This window comes from Pseudomonas sp. R5(2019), assembly GCF_009905435.1.
Classification (GTDB): Bacteria; Pseudomonadota; Gammaproteobacteria; order Pseudomonadales; family Pseudomonadaceae; genus Aquipseudomonas.
Genome location: NZ_JAAAMT010000020.1, coordinates 1 through 18,831, shown reverse-complemented (window position 1 = coordinate 18,831; position 18,831 = coordinate 1). Strand labels below are relative to the sequence as shown.

General features: G+C 62.8%; 20 protein-coding genes and 1 pseudogene. 20 read left to right on the top strand and 1 reads right to left on the bottom strand.

The genetic code is table 11. From position 1 onward, the window contains the following. Window position 1 precedes the first annotated feature (1 nt). From gspH to GUY40_RS14810, 7 genes are all read left to right on the top strand, one after another. Window positions 2–493, top strand: a complete 492-nt coding sequence (gene gspH / locus GUY40_RS28335; protein ID WP_256675759.1) for a type II secretion system minor pseudopilin GspH — start codon at window positions 2–4, stop codon at window positions 491–493. Next, window positions 477–848, top strand: coding sequence for a type II secretion system minor pseudopilin GspI (gspI, locus tag GUY40_RS14835; protein WP_256675758.1), 372 nt, complete (start codon window positions 477–479; stop codon window positions 846–848). The genes gspH and gspI overlap by 17 nt, the downstream gene beginning before the upstream one ends. Then, on the top strand, window positions 845–1,444 hold the full coding sequence (gspJ, locus tag GUY40_RS14830) for a type II secretion system minor pseudopilin GspJ (RefSeq protein ID WP_166569669.1): 600 nt from the start codon (window positions 845–847) through the stop codon (window positions 1,442–1,444). The genes gspI and gspJ overlap by 4 nt, the downstream gene beginning before the upstream one ends. Beyond that, the gene (gspK, locus tag GUY40_RS14825) at window positions 1,437–2,324 is read left to right on the top strand and encodes a type II secretion system minor pseudopilin GspK (RefSeq protein WP_166569668.1); all 888 of its coding nucleotides are present in this window, start codon (window positions 1,437–1,439) and stop codon (window positions 2,322–2,324) included. The genes gspJ and gspK overlap by 8 nt, the downstream gene beginning before the upstream one ends. Continuing rightward, on the top strand, window positions 2,321–3,415 hold the full coding sequence (gene gspL, locus GUY40_RS14820) for a type II secretion system protein GspL (RefSeq protein ID WP_166569667.1): 1,095 nt from the start codon (window positions 2,321–2,323) through the stop codon (window positions 3,413–3,415). The genes gspK and gspL overlap by 4 nt, the downstream gene beginning before the upstream one ends. A 3-nt stretch (window positions 3,416–3,418) precedes the next feature. Then, entirely contained in the window at window positions 3,419–3,892 is a 474-nt protein-coding gene (gene gspM, locus GUY40_RS14815; protein WP_166569666.1) for a type II secretion system protein GspM, read from the top strand. A 72-nt stretch (window positions 3,893–3,964) separates the two neighbouring features. Beyond that, window positions 3,965–5,530, top strand: coding sequence for a PAS domain-containing methyl-accepting chemotaxis protein (locus GUY40_RS14810; RefSeq protein WP_166569665.1), 1,566 nt, complete (start codon window positions 3,965–3,967; stop codon window positions 5,528–5,530). Window positions 5,531–5,658: 128 nt separating this feature from the next. Here the strand turns inward: GUY40_RS14810 and GUY40_RS14805 are convergent, their stop codons facing one another. After that, window positions 5,659–6,342, bottom strand: coding sequence for an alpha/beta family hydrolase (locus GUY40_RS14805; protein WP_166569664.1), 684 nt, complete (start codon window positions 6,340–6,342; stop codon window positions 5,659–5,661). Between the two features lie 52 nt (window positions 6,343–6,394). Between GUY40_RS14805 and GUY40_RS28795 the strand changes: the two are divergent. The 13 genes and pseudogenes from GUY40_RS28795 to GUY40_RS14745 all read left to right on the top strand — a co-directional run. Beyond that, window positions 6,395–6,499, top strand: a pseudogene (locus GUY40_RS28795) (hypothetical protein); the annotation flags it as partial. A 424-nt stretch (window positions 6,500–6,923) separates the two neighbouring features. After that, entirely contained in the window at window positions 6,924–8,366 is a 1,443-nt protein-coding gene (gene ccoN / locus GUY40_RS14800; protein WP_166569663.1) for a cytochrome-c oxidase, cbb3-type subunit I, read from the top strand. After that, on the top strand, window positions 8,366–8,974 hold the full coding sequence (gene ccoO / locus GUY40_RS14795) for a cytochrome-c oxidase, cbb3-type subunit II (RefSeq protein WP_166569662.1): 609 nt from the start codon (window positions 8,366–8,368) through the stop codon (window positions 8,972–8,974). The genes ccoN and ccoO overlap by 1 nt, the downstream gene beginning before the upstream one ends. A gap of 5 nt (window positions 8,975–8,979) precedes the next feature. Next, window positions 8,980–9,183, top strand: a complete 204-nt coding sequence (locus tag GUY40_RS14790; protein WP_166569661.1) for a cbb3-type cytochrome c oxidase subunit 3 — start codon at window positions 8,980–8,982, stop codon at window positions 9,181–9,183. Beyond that, window positions 9,180–10,151, top strand: a complete 972-nt coding sequence (ccoP, locus tag GUY40_RS14785; RefSeq protein WP_166569660.1) for a cytochrome-c oxidase, cbb3-type subunit III — start codon at window positions 9,180–9,182, stop codon at window positions 10,149–10,151. Before GUY40_RS14790 ends, ccoP begins: the two co-directional genes overlap by 4 nt. A 304-nt stretch (window positions 10,152–10,455) precedes the next feature. Further along, window positions 10,456–11,871, top strand: a complete 1,416-nt coding sequence (gene ccoG, locus GUY40_RS14780; RefSeq protein WP_166569659.1) for a cytochrome c oxidase accessory protein CcoG — start codon at window positions 10,456–10,458, stop codon at window positions 11,869–11,871. 11 nt (window positions 11,872–11,882) lie between these two features. Further along, complete coding sequence (locus GUY40_RS14775) at window positions 11,883–12,422, top strand: FixH family protein (protein WP_166569658.1); 540 nt, start codon at window positions 11,883–11,885, stop codon at window positions 12,420–12,422. A gap of 25 nt (window positions 12,423–12,447) precedes the next feature. Further along, a complete protein-coding gene (locus tag GUY40_RS14770) occupies window positions 12,448–14,901 on the top strand; it encodes a heavy metal translocating P-type ATPase (protein WP_166569657.1) in 2,454 nt (817 codons plus the stop codon). Between the two features lie 12 nt (window positions 14,902–14,913). Beyond that, window positions 14,914–15,132: a cbb3-type cytochrome oxidase assembly protein CcoS gene (gene ccoS / locus GUY40_RS14765; RefSeq protein WP_166569656.1), complete on the top strand. Its 219-nt coding sequence runs from the start codon at window positions 14,914–14,916 to the stop codon at window positions 15,130–15,132. Further along, the gene (locus GUY40_RS14760) at window positions 15,125–15,808 is read left to right on the top strand and encodes a sulfite exporter TauE/SafE family protein (protein WP_166569655.1); all 684 of its coding nucleotides are present in this window, start codon (window positions 15,125–15,127) and stop codon (window positions 15,806–15,808) included. Before ccoS ends, GUY40_RS14760 begins: the two co-directional genes overlap by 8 nt. An 83-nt stretch (window positions 15,809–15,891) precedes the next feature. Next, complete coding sequence (gene hemN / locus GUY40_RS14755; RefSeq protein WP_166569654.1) at window positions 15,892–17,274, top strand: oxygen-independent coproporphyrinogen III oxidase; 1,383 nt, start codon at window positions 15,892–15,894, stop codon at window positions 17,272–17,274. A 79-nt stretch (window positions 17,275–17,353) separates the two neighbouring features. Next, entirely contained in the window at window positions 17,354–18,088 is a 735-nt protein-coding gene (gene fnrA, locus GUY40_RS14750) for a Crp/Fnr family transcriptional regulator FnrA (protein WP_166569653.1), read from the top strand. Window positions 18,089–18,142: 54 nt separating this feature from the next. Then, window positions 18,143–18,691, top strand: coding sequence for an adenine phosphoribosyltransferase (locus GUY40_RS14745; RefSeq protein ID WP_166569652.1), 549 nt, complete (start codon window positions 18,143–18,145; stop codon window positions 18,689–18,691). The last annotated feature ends 140 nt before the right edge of the window (window positions 18,692–18,831 follow it).

The window sequence follows — 18,831 nt, the reverse complement described above, 5'->3', positions numbered from 1 at the left end:
AATGACCCGAAAGCTGGCCGCGGGGTTTACCTTGATCGAAGTGCTGGTGGTACTCGTGCTGATCGCCCTGTTGGCGACGGCACTGGGGGTGATGCAGTTCGATTCCGGCCATCAACAGGCACGCCGGGAAGCGGAGCGCTTGCGCAGCCTCTTGCAATTGCTGCGCGAGCAGGCGGTGTATGAACAGCTGGATTTTGGCCTGCGCATCGAGCCCTGGGGCTATCGGGTGCTGCAGTACGATCGCCGCAACGGTTGGCAACCGGCGACCCGATACGCTGAACAGCGACTGCCGCAGGCCCTGCGCCTGCGCTTGCAGGTCAGCGATGAACTGGCACTGCCCGGCCAGTCAGGCAACCCGGCGCTGCCTCAGCTGTTGGTGCTGTCCAGTGACGAAGTCTCGCCGTTTCACCTGTTTGTCGAACACCAGCTCAACACGGTGGTGTCGCTGCACAGCGACGGCGTTCAAGAGGCTCGCCTTGACTACGCGCAGTGAGCGCGGCTTCACCTTGCTGGAGGTGATGGTCGCCCTGAGCCTGTTTGCCACGCTGGCCGTTGCCATTTATGGCGCCAGCGGCCACCTCGTCGGCACCGCCAGTGCCATGACCGAGCGCCAGCTGGCCCTGTGGATCGCCGACAACCACCTGACCGAACTGCGCGCCGGCATTCGCGACGGCCAGCTGGGGCAGCGCAGCGAAGCCTTGAGTTTTGCCGACCGTCGCTGGCAGCTTGCGGTCAACATCCAGCGCGCACCTGACCCACGCCTGTTGCGGGTTGAATTGAAGGTTTATACCGACAACCCGCCGCACCTGCGCGCCAGCCTGAGTGGGTTTATCGAGGCCGAGCGATGAACCAGCGCGGCTTTACCTTGCTCGAACTGCTTATCGCCATGGCCCTGTTCAGCCTGCTCGGCCTTGCCGGGTATCACCTGCTTGAGCGAACCATGGGCCTGGAACAGCACATCACCCGGCAAGAACAACACCTGCGCCAGCTGCAACGCGCCTTGAGCCTGTTCGAACGCGACCTGCTGCACGCCCTGCCGCACGCGCTGATTGACGAGCCCAGCGGCCGACAGGCGCTGATCGGCCAGCCCACCCGCCTGCGCCTGATGCGCGGCGGCTGGAACAACCCGCTGGATCAGCCCCGGGGCGACCGGCTGCAAGTCAGCCATCAGTGGAGCAGCGGGCTCTGGCTACGCACGTATTACAACCCCGCCAAACCTGACCAGCCAGCCCTTGAGCAGCACCTGCTGGAGGGCATTACCCTGAAACGCTTGCAGTACATCGATCAACGCGGGCAACGCCATCCGGCCTGGCCGATCGGGGCAACGCCACTGAGCTTGCCGCAGGCCATCGAGCTTGAGCTGGACGCTCCAGGTTTTCCTGCCATTCGCAGAGTCATCCTGCTGCCCGGCAGCGACCCGCGCGGGGGTACTGGTGATGACTGATCGCCTGCGCCAACGCGGCGTGGCACTGATCAGCGTGCTGCTGATCACCGCGCTCGCCACCTTGATCGTCAGCACCCTGTTGTCACGCCAGCGCCTGAGCCTGCACATCAGCAGCCACCACATCCAGCACACCCAGCTGTGGCAGCTGGCCTTGAGCGGCGAGGCCTGGGCTCGCCAGCAATTGTTCAGTGACCTGCGCAGCGAGGACGGCATGCGGCGCGTTCACCTGGGCCAGCGCTGGGCCCAACCCTCGCCCGCATTCGACATCGAAGGGGCGCGCATTCATATCCGGCTGGAAGACTTGGGTGGCCGCTTCAACATCGACACGCTGCGCCACGCCACCGACGCCATCACCCGCGCGCGTTATCAGCGGCTGCTGCTTTCATTGGGGGTGCCTGCCCATGACCCGCTCTCTCTGTTCCAGACCGCGCGGCGCCCGACCCCGACCCTGGGCGACACCACCGAACTGCGGCGTCTGAGTGTGCTGGACGGGCTGAGCCTTGATCGCCTGCAGCCCTGGATCGCCACCAATGGCAATCAGCTGCTGAACATCAACACCGCCAGCCAACGCGTGCTGGCGAGTCTCGAAGGGCTGGACATGGTCAGCGCCCAGGCGGTGATCGACGAGCGCCCGGCTTCCGGCTACGACAGTGTCCAGGACTTTATGCAAAGCCCGGCACTTGAAGGACGTGAGGTCAATCAGCGTGGGTTGGGCGTCAGCAGTTCACGCCTGCGGGCCACTGTCGAGGTGCGTGCCGGCGACCAATCCCTGCGACTGGTCACTGACTTTCAGGTCCACGCCGATGGCCGCCTCGACACGCTGCGCCGACGTTTTGCCCCCGCGCCTCCCTCTCACCTCGCGCATCTGGAGTCACCGTGACTGCCTGGCTTTACCTGCATTTCCCCATCAATACTGGCCAACCCCTGGCTTGCACCTGGTGGACGGCTGATTGCGCCGCATCGCATGGCGCCCTGGCTGAAGCCGCGACGCACCTGAAGGACCATCCCGTGGTATTGCTGCTGCCGACCGAAATCTGCAGCCATCATCAGGTCGAAGTGCCGGTACGCAGCGGCCGCTGGCGCCTGCAAGCGGTGTACTCGACGCTGGAAGAGTCGCTACTCGAAGACCCGCAAACACTCCATCTGGCCTTCGGGCCGTGGCAAGCCCGGCGGCGCTGCAGGCTCTTTGCACTGCCTGGCGAGTGGTTGAAACAGTGCCTGGCGCAGTTGGCCGAGCATGGACTGACACCTGTACGAATTCACGTCGACAGCGATTGCCTTGGCAAGGAGAAACCTGCCGCCCTCCTGTGCGCCGGGCGATGGTTGATCAGTGGCGCGGATCACCTGCGCCTGGCACTGGCGCCACAGGACGCGGACCAGCTGCACGCGGCGCTGCCCGCCGACCTGCACTGGCACGACCGCGATGAGCAGCCCTGGCAGCGCTTGAGCGAGGGTGCCGAACACGCCATCGACCTGCGCCAGGGCGACTTCAGCCTGCGTGCACCGGTTCGCCCGCCATGGCGGGGCTTGGGTGCCCTCGCGGCCCTGGCAATGATTGCGTTACTGCTGCACACCGTCGGCCAGCGCTGGCTGATCGAACATCACAGCGTACGGCTTGCAAGTGAAAACCAGAGGGCCTTCATCCAGCGCTTCCCGGATGAAACCCGCATCGTCGACCTGCGTCGACAGTTGCAGACCCGTATGCGGCAAACCCATGCCCCTGCTCACAACCTCGCCCGCCGCCTGGAACAGTTGGCCGAGCACTGGAGCCTCAGCGGCGGAGCGCTGGCCATTATTCGTCATCTCGATTATCACGCCACCGAAGGCTGGACGCTGGCAGTCAGCGCCCCCACTTTCGCCGACATCGAACGCCTTCGAGCGGGCCTGGCCGCCCGTGGCTTGAACGTCCAGGCCGAAGGCACCGTCCGCCAGCCCGACGGCGTCAGCGCCCAATTGCGCATCAAGGAGTGAACCATGCCCCATCGTCTTTTCCCCGCCTGGCGCCAACGCTGGCAACAACTGCAAGATCGCGAACGTACGGCCTTGATCGCACTCTGCGTTTTTCTGGCGACAAGCGCTTTTTACGGGTTGATCTGGCAGCCTCAACGCGAGGCCCTGACGGCGGCGAAAGCGCGTTATCACGACGAGCAGCAACTGGCCGATCTGATCAAGCGTCTGCCCGCGGTACAGCCTCAAACCGCAGCACGCCTGCAGGCCAGTGATCTGCCGGGGCTACTGACCCGCAGCAGCGCCGACGCCAACCTGAACCTCGAACGAATGGACACCGACAGCCACCAACGCGTCAGCCTGGAACTGGCCGGTGGCCTGGTGGACTTGCTTGGCTGGCTTGAACACCTCACCGCAGCAGGTGCGCAGGTCACCACCCTGGCGCTGGAAGTGGCCAGCGATGCCCAAGTCCGTGCACGCCTGCAACTGGAGGCCAAATAACCTTTCAAAAAATGATTCAATTATTCCGCGATCCGGCCGATACCCTGTCAAAGCCCCGCGGATTGAACCCACATGCGCAACAACCAACCGATTACCCAGAGAGAACGGACTTTCCCGGCCCAACAGCGGTTGATTTCGACCACCGATGCCAAGGGCATGATCAGCTACTGTAACGACGCCTTTGTCGAGATCAGCGGGTTCACCCGTGAGGAACTGCTGCGCGCGCCGCACAACCTGGTGCGCCACCCGGACGTACCGCCGGCGGTGTTCGCGCATATGTGGGCGACCCTGCGCCAGGGCCAGCCGTGGATGGGCATCGTCAAGAACCGTTGCAAGAACGGCGACCACTACTGGGTCAATGCCTATGTGACCCCGGTGTTCGAGAACAACCAGGTGGTAGGTTTCGAGTCGGTGCGGGTCAAGCCGACCGCCGAACAGATTCGCCGCGCCCAGGCGTTGTACCAGCGCCTGAACCAGGGCAAATCGGCGGTGCCCAAGCGCGACCAGTGGCTGCCGGTGGTGCAGGACTGGCTGCCGTTCATTCTGATCAGCCAGGCCAGCTTCCTGATCGGTGCCTGGCTCGACTCCTCCTGGGGCTTTGCCCTTGCCGCCGCGCTGTCGGTGCCGCTGGGGTTGCTGGGCCTGAGCTGGCAACAACGCGGTCTCAAGCGCCTGCTGCGCCTGGCCGAGCAAACCACCTCGGACCCGCTGATCGCGCAAATGTACACCGACAGCCGTGGCGTCCAGGGCCGCCTGGAATTGGCCATGCTCAGCCAGGATGCCCGTCTGAAAACCTGCCTGACGCGCCTGCAGGACAGCGCTGAGCACCTGACCGGACAGGCGCGCGAATCCGACACACTGGCCCACAACAGCTCCCGGGGCCTGGAACGCCAGCGTGTCGAGACCGAGCAAGTCGCTACCGCCGTCAACCAGATGGCCGCGACCACCCAGGAAGTGGCCAGCCACGTCCAGCGCACCGCCGACGCCACCCAGCAGGCCAACCTGCTGACCGGTCGCGGCCGCGATATCGCCGGCGAAACCCGTGAGGCGATTGAGCGACTGTCCAGGGCCGTGGGTGAAACCGGCCTGACCGTGACCCAACTGGCACGCGACAGCGACGAGATCGGCGGTGTGGTCGATGTGATCAAAGGCATTGCCGACCAGACCAACCTGCTGGCCTTGAACGCCGCGATCGAAGCCGCCCGTGCCGGTGAGATGGGCCGCGGTTTCGCGGTGGTCGCCGATGAGGTCCGGCAACTGGCGCAGCGTACCGCCGAGTCTACCGGGCAAATCCACACCCTGATCGCCAAGCTGCAACACACCGCCAATGCGGCGGTGCAGACCATGGATGCCGGTCATCGTCAGGCCCAGGAAGGCGTGGCGCGGGTGCTGGAAGCGGACCAGGCGCTGGTGGGAATCAGCGAAGCGGTGGCCAACATTACCGACATGACCACCCAGATCGCCGCCGCGACCGAAGAGCAGACCGCCGTGGCGGAAGAGATCAGCCGCAATATCAGCACCATCGCTGACCTGGCCGACCAGACCTCCGAACAGGCCCAGCGCTCAGCCCTGCTGAGCGAAGAGCTGACCCGGACGGCCAATGGGCAGTACTCGCTGGTGGAGCGCTTCAACCGCTGACACCGGGTCGTCTTGCTGGATTCAATTAATGTGGGAGCGGATTCATCCGCGAATAGGGACAACGCGGTCCGCCTGATAAACCGCTATTCGCGGATAAATCCGCTCCCACAAGGATTTCAGTCGTTCATTCAACGCCCGAGCAGGAAAGCCGCCACCCGCTCCGCCGCCGCGTCCAGGTGCTGCTCATGGGTAAACCCCGACGCCTTCAATGGCTTCAAGTCATGATCCCCCGCCACCAGCCAGCACAGCTCGATCGTCGGCGATAATTCATACCCCTCTACCGTCTGGCGATTGCCCAGCGCATCCCGCTCGCCCTGCACGATCAAGGTCGGCGTCTTCAACGCTGGCAAGTGCTCAACCCGTGGCTTTTCCGGTTTGCCCGCGGCATAGAACGGATAGCCCAGGCATACCAGTGCATCCGCCTCCAACTCATCAGCCAACAGGCTGGCCATGCGCCCGCCCATGGACTTGCCGCCGATGGCCAGCCGCCCTGCGACTTGAGGTCGCACAGTGGCATACACCTCACGCCAGCATTCGAGCAATCGAGCCTTGGGGTCAGGTGGGCGTTTACCGCCATCGACTCGGCGCTGGGCCATGTACGGAAACTCGAAGCGCAACACCCCAACCCCCCGCGCCGCCAGCTTGGCAGCCATCTGTTCCATGAACGTACTGTCCATCGGCGCACCCGCGCCATGGGCAAGGATCAGGCACGCTGCCGGCCCCTCACCCGCCTGAACCTGCGGGGCGTTCCACAACCAGCCCTGCTGCGCCCATTGATCCCCGTCAATACCGGCACCCTGCCCATTACTCATGCTTGCCTCGCTTTTGAAAAGTCTGCCTATAACCGTGGATGGAAACCCATACATGAACACAACCCGCAGTGCCGCCTACAACTATAAGGTGGTCCGCCAATACGCCATCGTCGGGATGGAGCTCGGTGTTTTTCTCGCGGCGCAGCTTGTCTGGCCTCGCGCCTCGCTTGCGACAGAGTGTCGCACCCCTTCCAAGGTAGTTTTGCAGCCCTGTCAATGCCCGACTAAGCTTCTTGCCAAACCGCTCCAAGCGGTTTTTCGATGGCACTGCTTACGGGCCAGACCTGCAGGGTCTGGGCGCTGTAAGGACGGTAGTGGCCGGTTCATGCCACTTCACGGTTCTTGTCGTTGCTCCCGAGGGGCAGAACGGCTGGTAATTGGCCTTGAAATATTGAACAAAAATGCTAAGGACTTGTATAAAAGATTGTGTACAATTGCCGCCGCTTGACGGCTGAAAGGCCCGTGGAATCGGCTTTGGCAAGGGTTGGCAGCGGCTCCATCGCGTTGCAAAGACCACACGGTTTATACATACTTGCGCCGATTTTCTACTTATAAAAACACCTAAACCGTGGAACCTTAGAATGAGCACAGCAATCAGTCCGACTGCTTATAACTATAAGGTAGTCCGCCAGTTCGCCATCATGACGGTGGTCTGGGGGATCCTTGGAATGGGGCTCGGCGTATTCATCGCCTCGCAACTGGTCTGGCCAGAGCTTAACTTTGACCTGCCATGGACGACCTTTGGACGCCTTCGCCCGCTGCACACCAACCTGGTGATCTTTGCCTTCGGTGGTTGTGCTCTGTTTGCCACCTCCTACTACGTCGTGCAGCGAACCTGCCAGACGCGCCTGATTTCCGACAGCCTCGCGGCCTTTACCTTCTGGGGTTGGCAGGCCGTCATCGTCGCTGCCATCATCACCCTGCCGCTGGGCTACACCACCACCAAGGAATACGCCGAGCTGGAATGGCCGATTGCCATTTTGCTGGCCATCGTCTGGGTGACCTACGGGGTGGTGTTCTTCGGCACCATCGTCAAGCGCAAGACCAAGCACATCTACGTCGGCAACTGGTTCTACGGTGCCTTCATCGTCGTCACCGCGATGCTGCACATCGTCAACCACATGTCGCTGCCAGTGAGCTTGTTCAAGTCCTATTCGGCCTACTCCGGCGCGACCGATGCAATGATCCAGTGGTGGTATGGCCACAACGCCGTGGGCTTCTTCCTGACCACGGGCTTTCTGGGGATGATGTACTACTTCGTGCCCAAGCAGGCCGAACGTCCGATCTATTCCTATCGCCTGTCGATCGTGCACTTCTGGGCACTGATCACCCTCTATATCTGGGCCGGCCCGCACCACCTGCACTACACCGCGCTGCCGGACTGGGCGCAGTCGCTGGGCATGGCCATGTCGATCATCCTGCTGGCGCCCAGCTGGGGCGGCATGATCAACGGCATGATGACCCTCTCGGGCGCCTGGCATAAGCTGCGTACCGACCCGATCCTGCGCTTTCTGGTGGTGTCGCTGGCGTTCTATGGCATGTCGACCTTCGAAGGCCCGATGATGGCCATCAAGACCGTCAACGCCCTCTCCCACTACACCGACTGGACCATCGGCCACGTACACGCCGGTGCCCTGGGCTGGGTGGCGATGATTTCCATCGGCGCGATCTACCACATGATCCCCAAACTGTTCGGTCGTCCGCAGATGCACAGTGTCGGCCTGATCAACGCGCACTTCTGGCTGGCCACCATCGGCACCGTGCTCTACATCGCCTCGATGTGGGTCAATGGCATCACCCAGGGCCTGATGTGGCGCGCCATCAACGACGACGGCACCCTCACCTACTCCTTCGTCGAAGCCCTGCAGGCCAGTCACCCGGGCTATATCGTCCGTGCCCTGGGCGGCGCCTTCTTCGCTGCCGGGATGCTGCTGATGGCCTGGAACGTGTTCCGCACCGTACGGGCCTCGAACCCGGTTGAAGCGGAAGCTGCGACCAAGATCGTCGTTGTGGGAGCTCATTGATGAAGCATGAAGCAGTTGAGAAGAACATCGGCCTGCTGGCCTTTTTCATGGTCATCGCCGTCAGCATCGGTGGCCTGACCCAGATCGTTCCGCTGTTCTTTCAGGACGTGACCAACAAGCCGGTCGAGGGCATGAAGCCACGCCCGGCCCTGGAGCTCGAAGGCCGTGACGTGTACATCGCCAACGGCTGTGTCGGTTGCCACTCGCAGATGATTCGCCCGTTCCGCGCCGAAACCGAACGCTACGGCCACTACTCGGTTGCCGGCGAAAGCGTCTGGGACCACCCGTTCCTGTGGGGTTCCAAGCGCACCGGGCCGGACCTTGCCCGGGTTGGCGGTCGTTACTCCGACGATTGGCACCGCGCGCATTTGTATAACCCACGCAACGTTGTACCCGAGTCGAAAATGCCGGCGTATCCGTTCCTGGTCGAGAACAAGCTCGACGGCAAGGAAACCGCCAAGAAGATGGAAGTCCTGCGCTCCCTGGGCGTGCCGTACACCGACGAAGACATTGCCGGTGCCCAGGCCGCCGTCAAGGGCAAGACTGAAATGGACGCCGTGGTCGCCTACCTTCAGGGCCTTGGCACCATCATCAAAAGCAAACGGTGACCTTGATGGATATCGGGATGATTCGTGGCCTGGGCACCGTCGTCGTGATGGTGGCCTTTATCGGGCTGGCGTTGTGGGTGTTCAGCTCTCGGCGCAAGTCCGAGTTCGACGAAGCGACCTTGCTGCCATTTGCGGATGACCCCGAGGCCATCAAGCATGTCGAGCAAGCGAAATCGGACGCGAGAGCTGCTAGGAGTAACAACAAATGACTACCTTCTGGAGTCTGTATGTCACCGTGCTGAGTCTGGGGACCATTTTTGCCCTGACCTGGCTGCTGCTGTCGACCCGCAAGGGCCAGCGCACTGAAGTCACCGATGAGACCGTCGGTCACTCCTTCGATGGCATCGAGGAGTACGACAACCCGCTGCCCAAGTGGTGGTTCATGCTGTTTGTGGGCACCATCGTGTTCGCTCTTGGCTACCTGGTCCTGTACCCGGGCCTGGGCAACTGGAAAGGCTTGCTGCCGGGCTACAACTACCTGGACAACGAAAAGCAGACCCCGTTTGCCAACGGCCAGACCGGCTGGACCGGCGTACATGAATGGGAAAAGGAAATGGCCCGCTCCGATGCGCGTTTCGGTCCGATCTTCGCCAAGTTCGCCGCCATGCCTATCGAAGAAGTCGCCAAAGACTCGCAAGCACTGAAAATGGGGGGCCGCCTGTTCGCCTCCAACTGCTCGGTGTGCCACGGTTCCGATGCCAAGGGCGCTTATGGTTTCCCGAACCTGACCGACACCGACTGGCGCTGGGGTGGCGAGCCCCAGACCATCAAGACCAGCATCATGGGCGGTCGCCATGCGGTCATGCCGGCCTGGGCTGAAGTCATCGGCGAGCAAGGCGTTGCTGACGTGGCCGGCTACGTACTGTCCAACCTGGACGGTCGCAAACCGCCGGAAAACGCCAAGGTCGACGTCGCCAACGGGCAAAAGCTTTTCGCTGCCAACTGCGTCGCCTGCCACGGCCCGCAAGGCAAAGGCACCCCCGCCATGGGCGCCCCTGACCTGACCCACCCGCAAGGGTTCATCTACGGTTCCAGCTTCGCCCAACTGCAGCAGACTATCCGTTACGGCCGCCAGGGCCAGATGCCTGCGCAAGAAGCGATCCAGGGCAACGACAAGGTCCACTTGCTGGCCGCCTATGTCTACAGCCTGTCGCAGGGTGAGAAGACCACCGAGTAAGGTGGGGGGATTACACGCAGGACCCATTCGCGGGCAAGCCCGCTCCCACATTGGTGATGTATTGAACCTGTGGGAGCGAGCTTGCCCGCGAAGCTTTTGAAGTCCCCGAGAACGGGAATATCAAGTTGTCCAAACAGTCAATTGACCCAGATCACTACACCATAAAATAGCTTTCCCCAACGCGACCAAAGGTCGCACCCTCGCACTCGGATCACAGGCGTATCATTGATCCCAGAGCGATACTCTTCTGACTGCGGCTGGCATGTACTGGCCGCGGCACTCTCCACTGCCGTGGGACTCACTGATGAGCAAGCAGATTCCGGTCCATGACGTTACCCCGCCTGCCAGGAAAGAGAACGACAGCGTAGACCTCTACGCCGCTCGGGAAAAAATCTACACCCGCGCCTTTACCGGGCTGTTCCGCAACCTGCGCATGGCCGGCGGTGCCTTTCTGTTCCTGGTGTATTTCGGCACGGTGTGGCTGAACTGGGGCGGTCATCAGGCGGTGTGGTGGAACCTGCCCGAACGCAAGTTCTACATCTTCGGCGCGACCTTCTGGCCCCAGGACTTCATCCTCTTGTCGGGAATGCTGATCATCGCCGCCTTCGGCCTGTTTTTCATCACTGTCTATGCCGGGCGCGTGTGGTGCGGCTATACCTGCCCGCAAAGCGTCTGGACCTGGATCTTCATGTGGTGCGAAAAGGTCACCGAAGGCGACCGCAACCAGCGCATCAAGCTCGACAAGGCGCCCATGAGCAGCAACAAGCTGCTGCGCAAGGCCGCCAAGCACAGCCTCTGGCTGCTGATCGGCCTTGTCACCGGCATCACCTTTGTCGGCTACTTCTCCCCCATCCGCGAACTGACCCTGGACTTCTTCACCGGGCAAGCCGATGGCTGGGCGTATTTCTGGGTCGGCTTCTTCACCCTCGCCACCTATGGCAACGCCGGCTGGCTGCGCGAGCAGGTGTGCATCTACATGTGCCCGTATGCGCGCTTCCAGAGCGTGATGTTCGACAAAGACACCCTGATCGTGTCCTACGACCCTCGGCGTGGCGAAACCCGTGGGCCACGCAAGAAAGACATCGACTACAAGGCCCAGGGCCTGGGCGATTGCATCGACTGCACTATGTGCGTTCAGGTCTGCCCGACCGGCATCGATATCCGCGACGGCCTGCAAATCGAATGCATTGGCTGCGCTGCCTGCATCGACGCCTGCGACACCATCATGGACAAGATGAACTACCCGCGCGGGCTCATCAGTTACACCACCGAGCACAACCTGTCCGGGCAAAAAACCCATAAACTGCGGCCACGCCTGATCGGCTACGCCGCGGTGCTGCTGTTGATGATCAGCCTGCTGGTCACCGCCTTCGTGATGCGCTCGCTGGTCGGCTTCGACGTCAGCAAGGACCGCGTGCTGTACCGCGAAAACGCCGAGGGCCGGATCGAAAACGTCTACAGCCTGAAAATCATGAACAAGGACCAGCGCGACCACGTCTACGTGCTGCAAGCCTCAGGCCTGCCTGACCTGAAACTGCAAGGCCCAGGCGAAATCCGCGTCGGCGCCGGCGATATCGTCAGCATGCCGGTGGAATTGTCGATTGCACCCGAGAAGCTGCCGTCGAGCACCAACGAGGTGTTCTTCATCCTCAAGGATGCCGACAACAGCGGCGTCGAAGTCCAAGCCAAGAGCCGATTCATCGGCCCACACGTTCGTTGAGAGAAGTACACATGCCTGCAGCAACTGCTTCCAGCCCCTGGTACAAACATCGCTGGCCCTGGTTCATCATCGGCGCCCTGGGCTGCTCGGTGGCCCTGACGCTGACCACGGTGACCATCGCCGTGCGCAACCAGGACAACCTGGTCAACGATAACTACTACGAGGCCGGCAAGGGCATCAACCGCTCCCTGGACCGTGAGCTGCTGGCGCAGACACTGAAGCTGCGGGCTACCGTGCACCTGGACGAGTTGACCGGCGAAGTCGAGCTGCACCTTTCCGGCGACAGCCAACCCGACAGCCTGCAACTGAACCTGATCTCCCCTACCCAGCCACAAAAAGACCGCAACGTGGCGCTGACCCACAGTGGCAGCGAACCGGGCCGCTATATCGGCCAGCTGGGTGACAAGGTCGAGGGCCGGCGCTTTGTCGAGCTGCTCGGCAGCCAGAACGGCCAGACCTGGCGGATGTTCGAAGAAGAGCAGGTCGGCCATGACGTGACGCTCAAGCTGGGTGACGAGCCGCTGCAAGGCGCAGAACACCTGGACAAATGATGGCGGCCCCGCAGCGACTTCAACCATGACCAACCCCACGCCCTGCTATCACTGCGCCCTGCCCGTTCCCGCGGGCAGTCGCTTCAGCGCCATCGTGCTTGGTGAGCCACGGCAGTTCTGCTGCCCGGGCTGCCAGGCGGTGGCCGAAGCCATCGTCGCTGGCCAGCTGGAAAGCTACTACCAGCACCGCAGCGAGGCGTCGACCAACCCCGATGCGCTGCCGGTGCAACTGGTCGATGAGCTGGCACTGTACGACCGCGCCGACGTGCAACAGCCCTTCGTTCGCCACGAAGGCGAGCTGGCTGAAACCACCCTGTTGATCGAAGGCATCAGCTGCGCGGCCTGTGGCTGGCTGATCGAGAAGCACCTGCGCCGCCTGCCGGCGGTCGCCGAAGCGCGGCTCAACCTGTCCAACCACCGCTTGCTGGTGCAATGGGCTGACAGCCAGCTGCCGCTCAGCGCCCTGCTCAGCGAGCTGCGCCAGATCGGCTATGGCGCTCATCCTTACCAGGCCGACCGCGCCGCCGAACATCTGGCTGGCGAGAACCGCACCGCCCTGCGCCAGCTGGGCGTCGCCGGGTTGTTGTGGTTCCAGGCGATGATGGCGACCATGGCCACCTGGCCGGAATTCAATATCGACCTCAGCCCGCAGATGCACACCATCCTGCGCTGGGTCGCGCTGTTTCTGACGACGCCGATCGTGTTCTACAGCTGCAAACCGTTCTTTCGCGGCGCGGCGCGCGATCTGCGCACCCGCCACCTGACCATGGATGTGTCGGTGTCGCTGGCCATCGGCGGCGCTTACATCGCCGGGATCTGGACAGCCATCAGCGGCAGTGGCGAGCTGTATTTCGATGCGGTGGGGATGTTTGCGCTGTTCCTCCTCAGCGGCCGCTATCTGGAGCGACGAGCCCGTGAACGGACTGCTGCGGCCACTGCCCAACTGGTCAATTTGCTTCCGGCCTCCTGCTTGCGCCTGGATGCGCAAGGCCGGGGCGAACGTATCCTGCTCAATGAGCTGTCGGTGGGTGACCGGGTACTGATCCATCCCGGCGCGGTGATGCCAGCCGATGGCCGCATTCTTGACGGCCAGTCGAGCATCGACGAATCCTTGCTGACCGGTGAGTATCTGCCCCATCCGCGCGGCATGGGTGACGCGGTCACCGCCGGCACCCTTAACGTCGAAGGGCCACTGACCGTTGAAGTCCTGGCGCTGGGGCAGGACACGCGGTTGTCGGCCATCGTGCGCCTGCTGGAACGGGCCCAGGCCGAGAAGCCGCGCCTGGCCGAAATGGCCGACCGCGCCGCCCAGTGGTTCCTGTTGATCTCGTTGATAGCCGCGGCCGCCATTGGCCTGCTCTGGTGGCAACTGGATGCCTCACGCGCATTCTGGATCGTACTCGCCATGCTGGTTGCCACGTGCCCCTGCGCCCTGTCTCTGGCGACCCCTACAGCCCTCACCGCCGCCACCGGCAGCCTGCACCGCCTGGGCCTGCTGCTGACCCGTGGCCATGTGCTTGAAGGGCTGAACCAGATCGACACGGTGATTTTCGACAAGACCGGCACGCTGACTGAAGGCCGGCTGGTGTTGCGCGCCATCCGTGTATTGGGCCACCTGAATGCAGACCAGTGCCTGGCGCTTGCGGCGGCACTGGAACACCGCTCCGAACACCCGATTGCCCGCGCCTTTGGCCGCCCCCCGGAGGCTGCCGAACAGGTGATCAACCACCCTGGCCTGGGGCTCGAGGGGGTGGTCGGCGATCATCAACTGCGCATTGGCGAAGCGCATTTTGTCTGTGCCCTGAGCGGCTGCCCGGTACCGGCCACACCCGAGAACAGCGGCCAATGGCTGCTGCTGGGCGACCTCCAGGGCCCCCTCGGCTGGTTTGCCCTCGACGACCGCCTGCGCAGCGATGCCCCGGCCCTGCTGGCCGCCTGCAAAGCCCGTGGCTGGAAAACCTTGTTGTTGTCAGGCGATCGTTCGCCCATGGTCGCCAGCGTCGCCGCAGAGCTGGGCATCGACGAGGCTCGTGGCGGTCTTCGCCCCGATGACAAGCTGAAGGTGCTGCAGGCGCTGCACGCCGAAGGTCGCAAGGTGTTGATGCTCGGCGACGGGGTCAATGACGTTCCGGTATTGGCCGCTGCGGACATCAGCGTGGCCATGGGCTCGGCCACCGACCTTGCCAAGACCAGTGCCGACGCCGTGCTGCTCTGCAACCGACTCGACGCACTGGTGCAAGCCCTGCACCTGGCTCGTCGTACTCGCCGGGTAATCATCGAAAACCTGCTCTGGGCCGGGCTGTACAATGGCCTCATGTTGCCCTTTGCAGCCCTGGGCTGGATCACACCGGTCTGGGCTGCTATCGGCATGTCGCTCAGCTCGCTGACGGTGGTCCTCAATGCCTTGCGCCTGACCCGCGTCAAGGCGCTACCCGAGCCCATGCCCTCAGCCACCGATACGCGGCCGGCCACCGCCTGACCAGGAGTTACCATGCCCGCGCTTTACGTGATGATCCCCGCGGCGCTCGTGCTTGTCGGTATTGCCGTCTACATCTTCTTCTGGGCGGTGGACAGCGGCCAGTACGACGACCTCGACGGCCCGGCCCACAGCATCCTGTTCGATGATCAGGACCCGAACCACACGGCTGCCGTGGATTCGAGCAAAAACGAGCAAGCGCCGCCCACCGACAAGTCGCCGCCTCGTGCCTGAGCTGTTGCCGCTGCTGGTCTCGGCAATCATTCTCGGCCTGCTCGGGGGCGGCCACTGTCTGGGCATGTGCGGCGGCCTGATGGGCGCCCTGACCCTGGCCATCCCCCAGGAGCAACGCGGCCGCCGCTTTCGCCTGCTGCTGGCCTACAACCTGGGCCGCATCCTCAGCTACGCCTGTGCAGGCCTGTTGATCGGCCTGGGCGGCTGGGCCCTGGCCAACAGCCCAGCGGCCATGGTGATGCGCGTCGTTGCAGCCCTGCTGTTGATCGCCATGGGCTTGTACCTGGCCGGCTGGTGGAGCGGTCTGACCCGCATAGAAAGCCTCGGCCGTGGGTTATGGCGGCACATTCAACCGCTGGCCACCCGCCTGCTGCCGGTATCGAGCCTGCCCCGGGCCTTGTTGCTCGGCGCCTTGTGGGGCTGGCTGCCCTGCGGATTGGTCTACAGCACCCTGTTGTGGGCCGCGAGCCAAGGTAATGCGCTGGACAGCGCCGCCCTGATGCTGGCCTTTGGCCTAGGCACCTGGCCGGTGTTGCTGGCCACCGGCCTTGCCGCCGAGCGCACCCAGGCACTGCTGCGCCGCCGCGGCGTGCGCGTCGCGGGTGGCCTGCTGGTGATCCTGTTCGGGCTGTGGACCCTGCCCGGCCCGCACCAACACTGGCTGATGGGCCACTGAAAGGCCCTTGACGCAAATCAACACGCCAAGCCGCCCCATTCCCTAGACTTTGGCCACTCACAGCCATTGCGGGGAACCCCACCATGCTCGACGCTCTTCGTTGGGACGCTGACCTGATTCGCCGCTATGACCTGGCCGGCCCGCGCTATACGTCCTACCCGACAGCGGTGCAATTCCACACTCAAGTCGGCTCCTTTGACCTGCTGCAAGCCTTGCGCGAAAGCCGCCGGGCCGCTCGCCCGTTGTCGCTGTACGTGCACGTGCCGTTTTGCGCGAACATTTGCTATTACTGCGCCTGCAACAAGGTCATCACCAAAGACCGCGGTCGCGCCCAGCCCTACCTGCAAAGGCTGCAGCAGGAAATCCAGCTGATCGCCTGCCACCTGGACCCCAGGCAAAGGGTCGAGCAACTGCACCTGGGGGGTGGCACCCCGACTTTTCTCAGCCACACCGAGCTGCGCCAGCTGATGCAGCACCTGCGCACTCACTTCAATCTGCTGGATGACGACTCGGGCGACTACAGCATCGAGATCGACCCGCGCGAGGCCGACTGGTCGACCATGGGCCTGTTGCGCGAGCTCGGCTTCAATCGGGTCAGCCTCGGCGTCCAGGACCTGGACCCTGCGGTGCAGCGCGCCATCAACCGCCTGCAAACCCCGGAGCAGACCCGCGCGATCATCGATGCGGCGCGAACCCTGCAATTTCGCTCGGTCAATGTCGACTTGATCTACGGCTTGCCCAACCAGACACCCCAGGGTTTTGCGAAAACCGTGGAAGAAGTCATCAAGTGGCAGCCTGACCGCCTCTCGGTGTTCAACTACGCCCATCTGCCGGAGCGCTTCATGCCCCAGCGACGGATCGACAGCAGTGCCCTGCCGACACCGGCAGCCAAGCTTGCGATGCTTGAAAACACCCTCCAACAGCTCACCGGCGCCGGCTACCGTTACATCGGCATGGACCACTTCGCACTGCCCGACGATGAGTTGGCCATCGCCCAGGAAGAGTCCACCCTGCAGCGCAATTTCCAGGGCTACACCACCCATGGCCACTGTGACCTGATTGGCCTGGGCGTCTCGGCAATCAGCCAGATCGGTGAGGTGTACTGCCAGAACAGCAGCGACCTGAACGATTACCAGAACGCCCTGGACAACGCCCAACTGGCCACCTGCCGCGGCCTTGAATGCAGCCCGGACGACCGTGTGCGACGCGCGGTGATCCAGCAACTGATCTGCCATTTCGAGCTGAATTTCACCGCCATCGAGCAAGCCTTCACTATCGATTTTCGCGGCTATTTCAACGCTCAGTGGCCGGCCCTTGAAGGCATGGCCGACGACCGCCTGATCGCACTCGACAGCACCGGCATCCGTATATTGCCCACCGGGCGGTTGCTGGTGCGGTCCGTGTGCAGGGTGTTCGACGCCTACCTTGGCCAACAGAGCCCGCAGCGGTTTTCGCGGGTGATCTGATCAGGATGGCCGCTGGTTTGAACAGTATGCGTGAGGTACCCTTACGGCTTATGTGTGTTTTCCCACAAGGAATGAAGAAATGTCCGAGCCCGTAAAACTACGTGCCCACAACCAGGCCCACTGCAAGGATTGCAGCCTGGCGCCCCTGTGCCTTCCGCTTTCACTGAACCTGGAGGACATGGATGCACTGGACGAAATCGTCAAGCGCGGTCGCCCATTGAAAAAGGGTGAATTCCTGTTCCGCCAGGGTGACGATTTCGGCTCGGTTTACGCTGTCCGCTCCGGCGCCCTGAAAACCTTCAGCCTGAGCGATGCCGGCGAAGAACAGATCACCGGTTTTCACCTGCCCAGCGAACTGGTCGGGCTGTCCGGCATGGACACCGAACGCTACCCGGTGTCGGCCCAGGCGCAGGAAACCACCTCGGTGTGTGAAATCCCCTTCGAACGGCTGGATGAGCTCTCGGTACAGCTGCCGCAACTGCGTCGCCAGTTGATGCGGGTCATGAGCCGGGAGATTCGCGACGACCAACAGATGATGTTGCTGCTGTCAAAAAAAACCGCCGACGAGCGCATCGCCACCTTTCTGGTCAATCTCTCCGCACGCTTCCGCGCGCGCGGTTATTCGGCCAACCAGTTCCGCCTGAGTATGTCACGCAATGAAATCGGCAATTACCTGGGCCTTGCCGTCGAAACCGTCTCGCGGGTATTCACGCGCTTTCAGCAAAACCAGTTGATTAACGCCGAAGGCAAGGAAATCCATATCCTTGACCCGATTCAACTGTGCGCGTTGGCAGGTGGATCGCTGGAAGGCTAAGCGAGGCTCGGAGCAGCTATACTGGCGGGCATCGCGCTTGCCAGGACCTGCACAATGCTTAACGATCCTTTCTGCATCAAATCCCTCATCCGCCCGGTACTGGACTTTCCGAAACCCGGCGTGATCTTTCGCGACATTACCCCACTGTTCCAGTCGCCACGAGCCTTGCGCCTGGTGGCCGACAGTTTTATCCAGCGCTATGTCGAAGCCGATTTCAGCCATATCGGCGCCATGGACGCACGCGGCTTTCTGATCGGTTCGATCATTGCCCACCAACTGAACAAGCCGCTGATTCTGTTCCGCAAGCAAGGCAAGCTGCCCGCGGATGTGATCGCCGAAGGCTATGCCACGGAATATGGTGAGGCGTACCTGGAAGTGCATGCCGACAGCTTGTGCGAGGGCGACTCGGTCCTGATCTTCGATGACCTGATCGCCACGGGTGGCACCTTGCTTGCCGCGGCGAACCTGGTTCGGCGCATGGGGGCTCAGGTGTTTGAAGCGGCGGCGATCATCGACTTGCCGGAGCTGGGCGGTTCGCAGCGCTTGCAGGCAGCGGGTATCCCGACCTTTTGCCTGACCGAGTTTGCCTTGACCGAGAAATAGAGCGATCTGTCGCTATCTGTTGGAGCGGACCTGGCCGCGATGGGGCGCGCAGCGGCCCCGGCGATGCTGAAACCGTCTGCATTCGCAAAGATAGGTTGCAGATGTCACGGGCCTCTGGGGGCGCTGCGCGCCCCATCGCG

Coding starts and splice junctions, on each gene's coding strand:
- gspH (WP_256675759.1), top strand. CDS start 2: ATGACCCGAAAGCTGGCCGCGGGGTTTACCTTGATCGAAGTGCTGGTG.
- gspJ (WP_166569669.1), top strand. CDS start 845: ATGAACCAGCGCGGCTTTACCTTGCTCGAACTGCTTATCGCCATGGCC.
- gspK (WP_166569668.1), top strand. CDS start 1,437: ATGACTGATCGCCTGCGCCAACGCGGCGTGGCACTGATCAGCGTGCTG.
- gspM (WP_166569666.1), top strand. CDS start 3,419: ATGCCCCATCGTCTTTTCCCCGCCTGGCGCCAACGCTGGCAACAACTG.
- GUY40_RS14810 (WP_166569665.1), top strand. CDS start 3,965: ATGCGCAACAACCAACCGATTACCCAGAGAGAACGGACTTTCCCGGCC.
- GUY40_RS14805 (WP_166569664.1), bottom strand. CDS start 6,342: ATGAGTAATGGGCAGGGTGCCGGTATTGACGGGGATCAATGGGCGCAG.
- ccoN (WP_166569663.1), top strand. CDS start 6,924: ATGAGCACAGCAATCAGTCCGACTGCTTATAACTATAAGGTAGTCCGC.
- ccoO (WP_166569662.1), top strand. CDS start 8,366: ATGAAGCATGAAGCAGTTGAGAAGAACATCGGCCTGCTGGCCTTTTTC.
- GUY40_RS14790 (WP_166569661.1), top strand. CDS start 8,980: ATGGATATCGGGATGATTCGTGGCCTGGGCACCGTCGTCGTGATGGTG.
- ccoP (WP_166569660.1), top strand. CDS start 9,180: ATGACTACCTTCTGGAGTCTGTATGTCACCGTGCTGAGTCTGGGGACC.
- ccoG (WP_166569659.1), top strand. CDS start 10,456: ATGAGCAAGCAGATTCCGGTCCATGACGTTACCCCGCCTGCCAGGAAA.
- GUY40_RS14775 (WP_166569658.1), top strand. CDS start 11,883: ATGCCTGCAGCAACTGCTTCCAGCCCCTGGTACAAACATCGCTGGCCC.
- GUY40_RS14770 (WP_166569657.1), top strand. CDS start 12,448: ATGACCAACCCCACGCCCTGCTATCACTGCGCCCTGCCCGTTCCCGCG.
- ccoS (WP_166569656.1), top strand. CDS start 14,914: ATGCCCGCGCTTTACGTGATGATCCCCGCGGCGCTCGTGCTTGTCGGT.
- hemN (WP_166569654.1), top strand. CDS start 15,892: ATGCTCGACGCTCTTCGTTGGGACGCTGACCTGATTCGCCGCTATGAC.
- fnrA (WP_166569653.1), top strand. CDS start 17,354: ATGTCCGAGCCCGTAAAACTACGTGCCCACAACCAGGCCCACTGCAAG.
- GUY40_RS14745 (WP_166569652.1), top strand. CDS start 18,143: ATGCTTAACGATCCTTTCTGCATCAAATCCCTCATCCGCCCGGTACTG.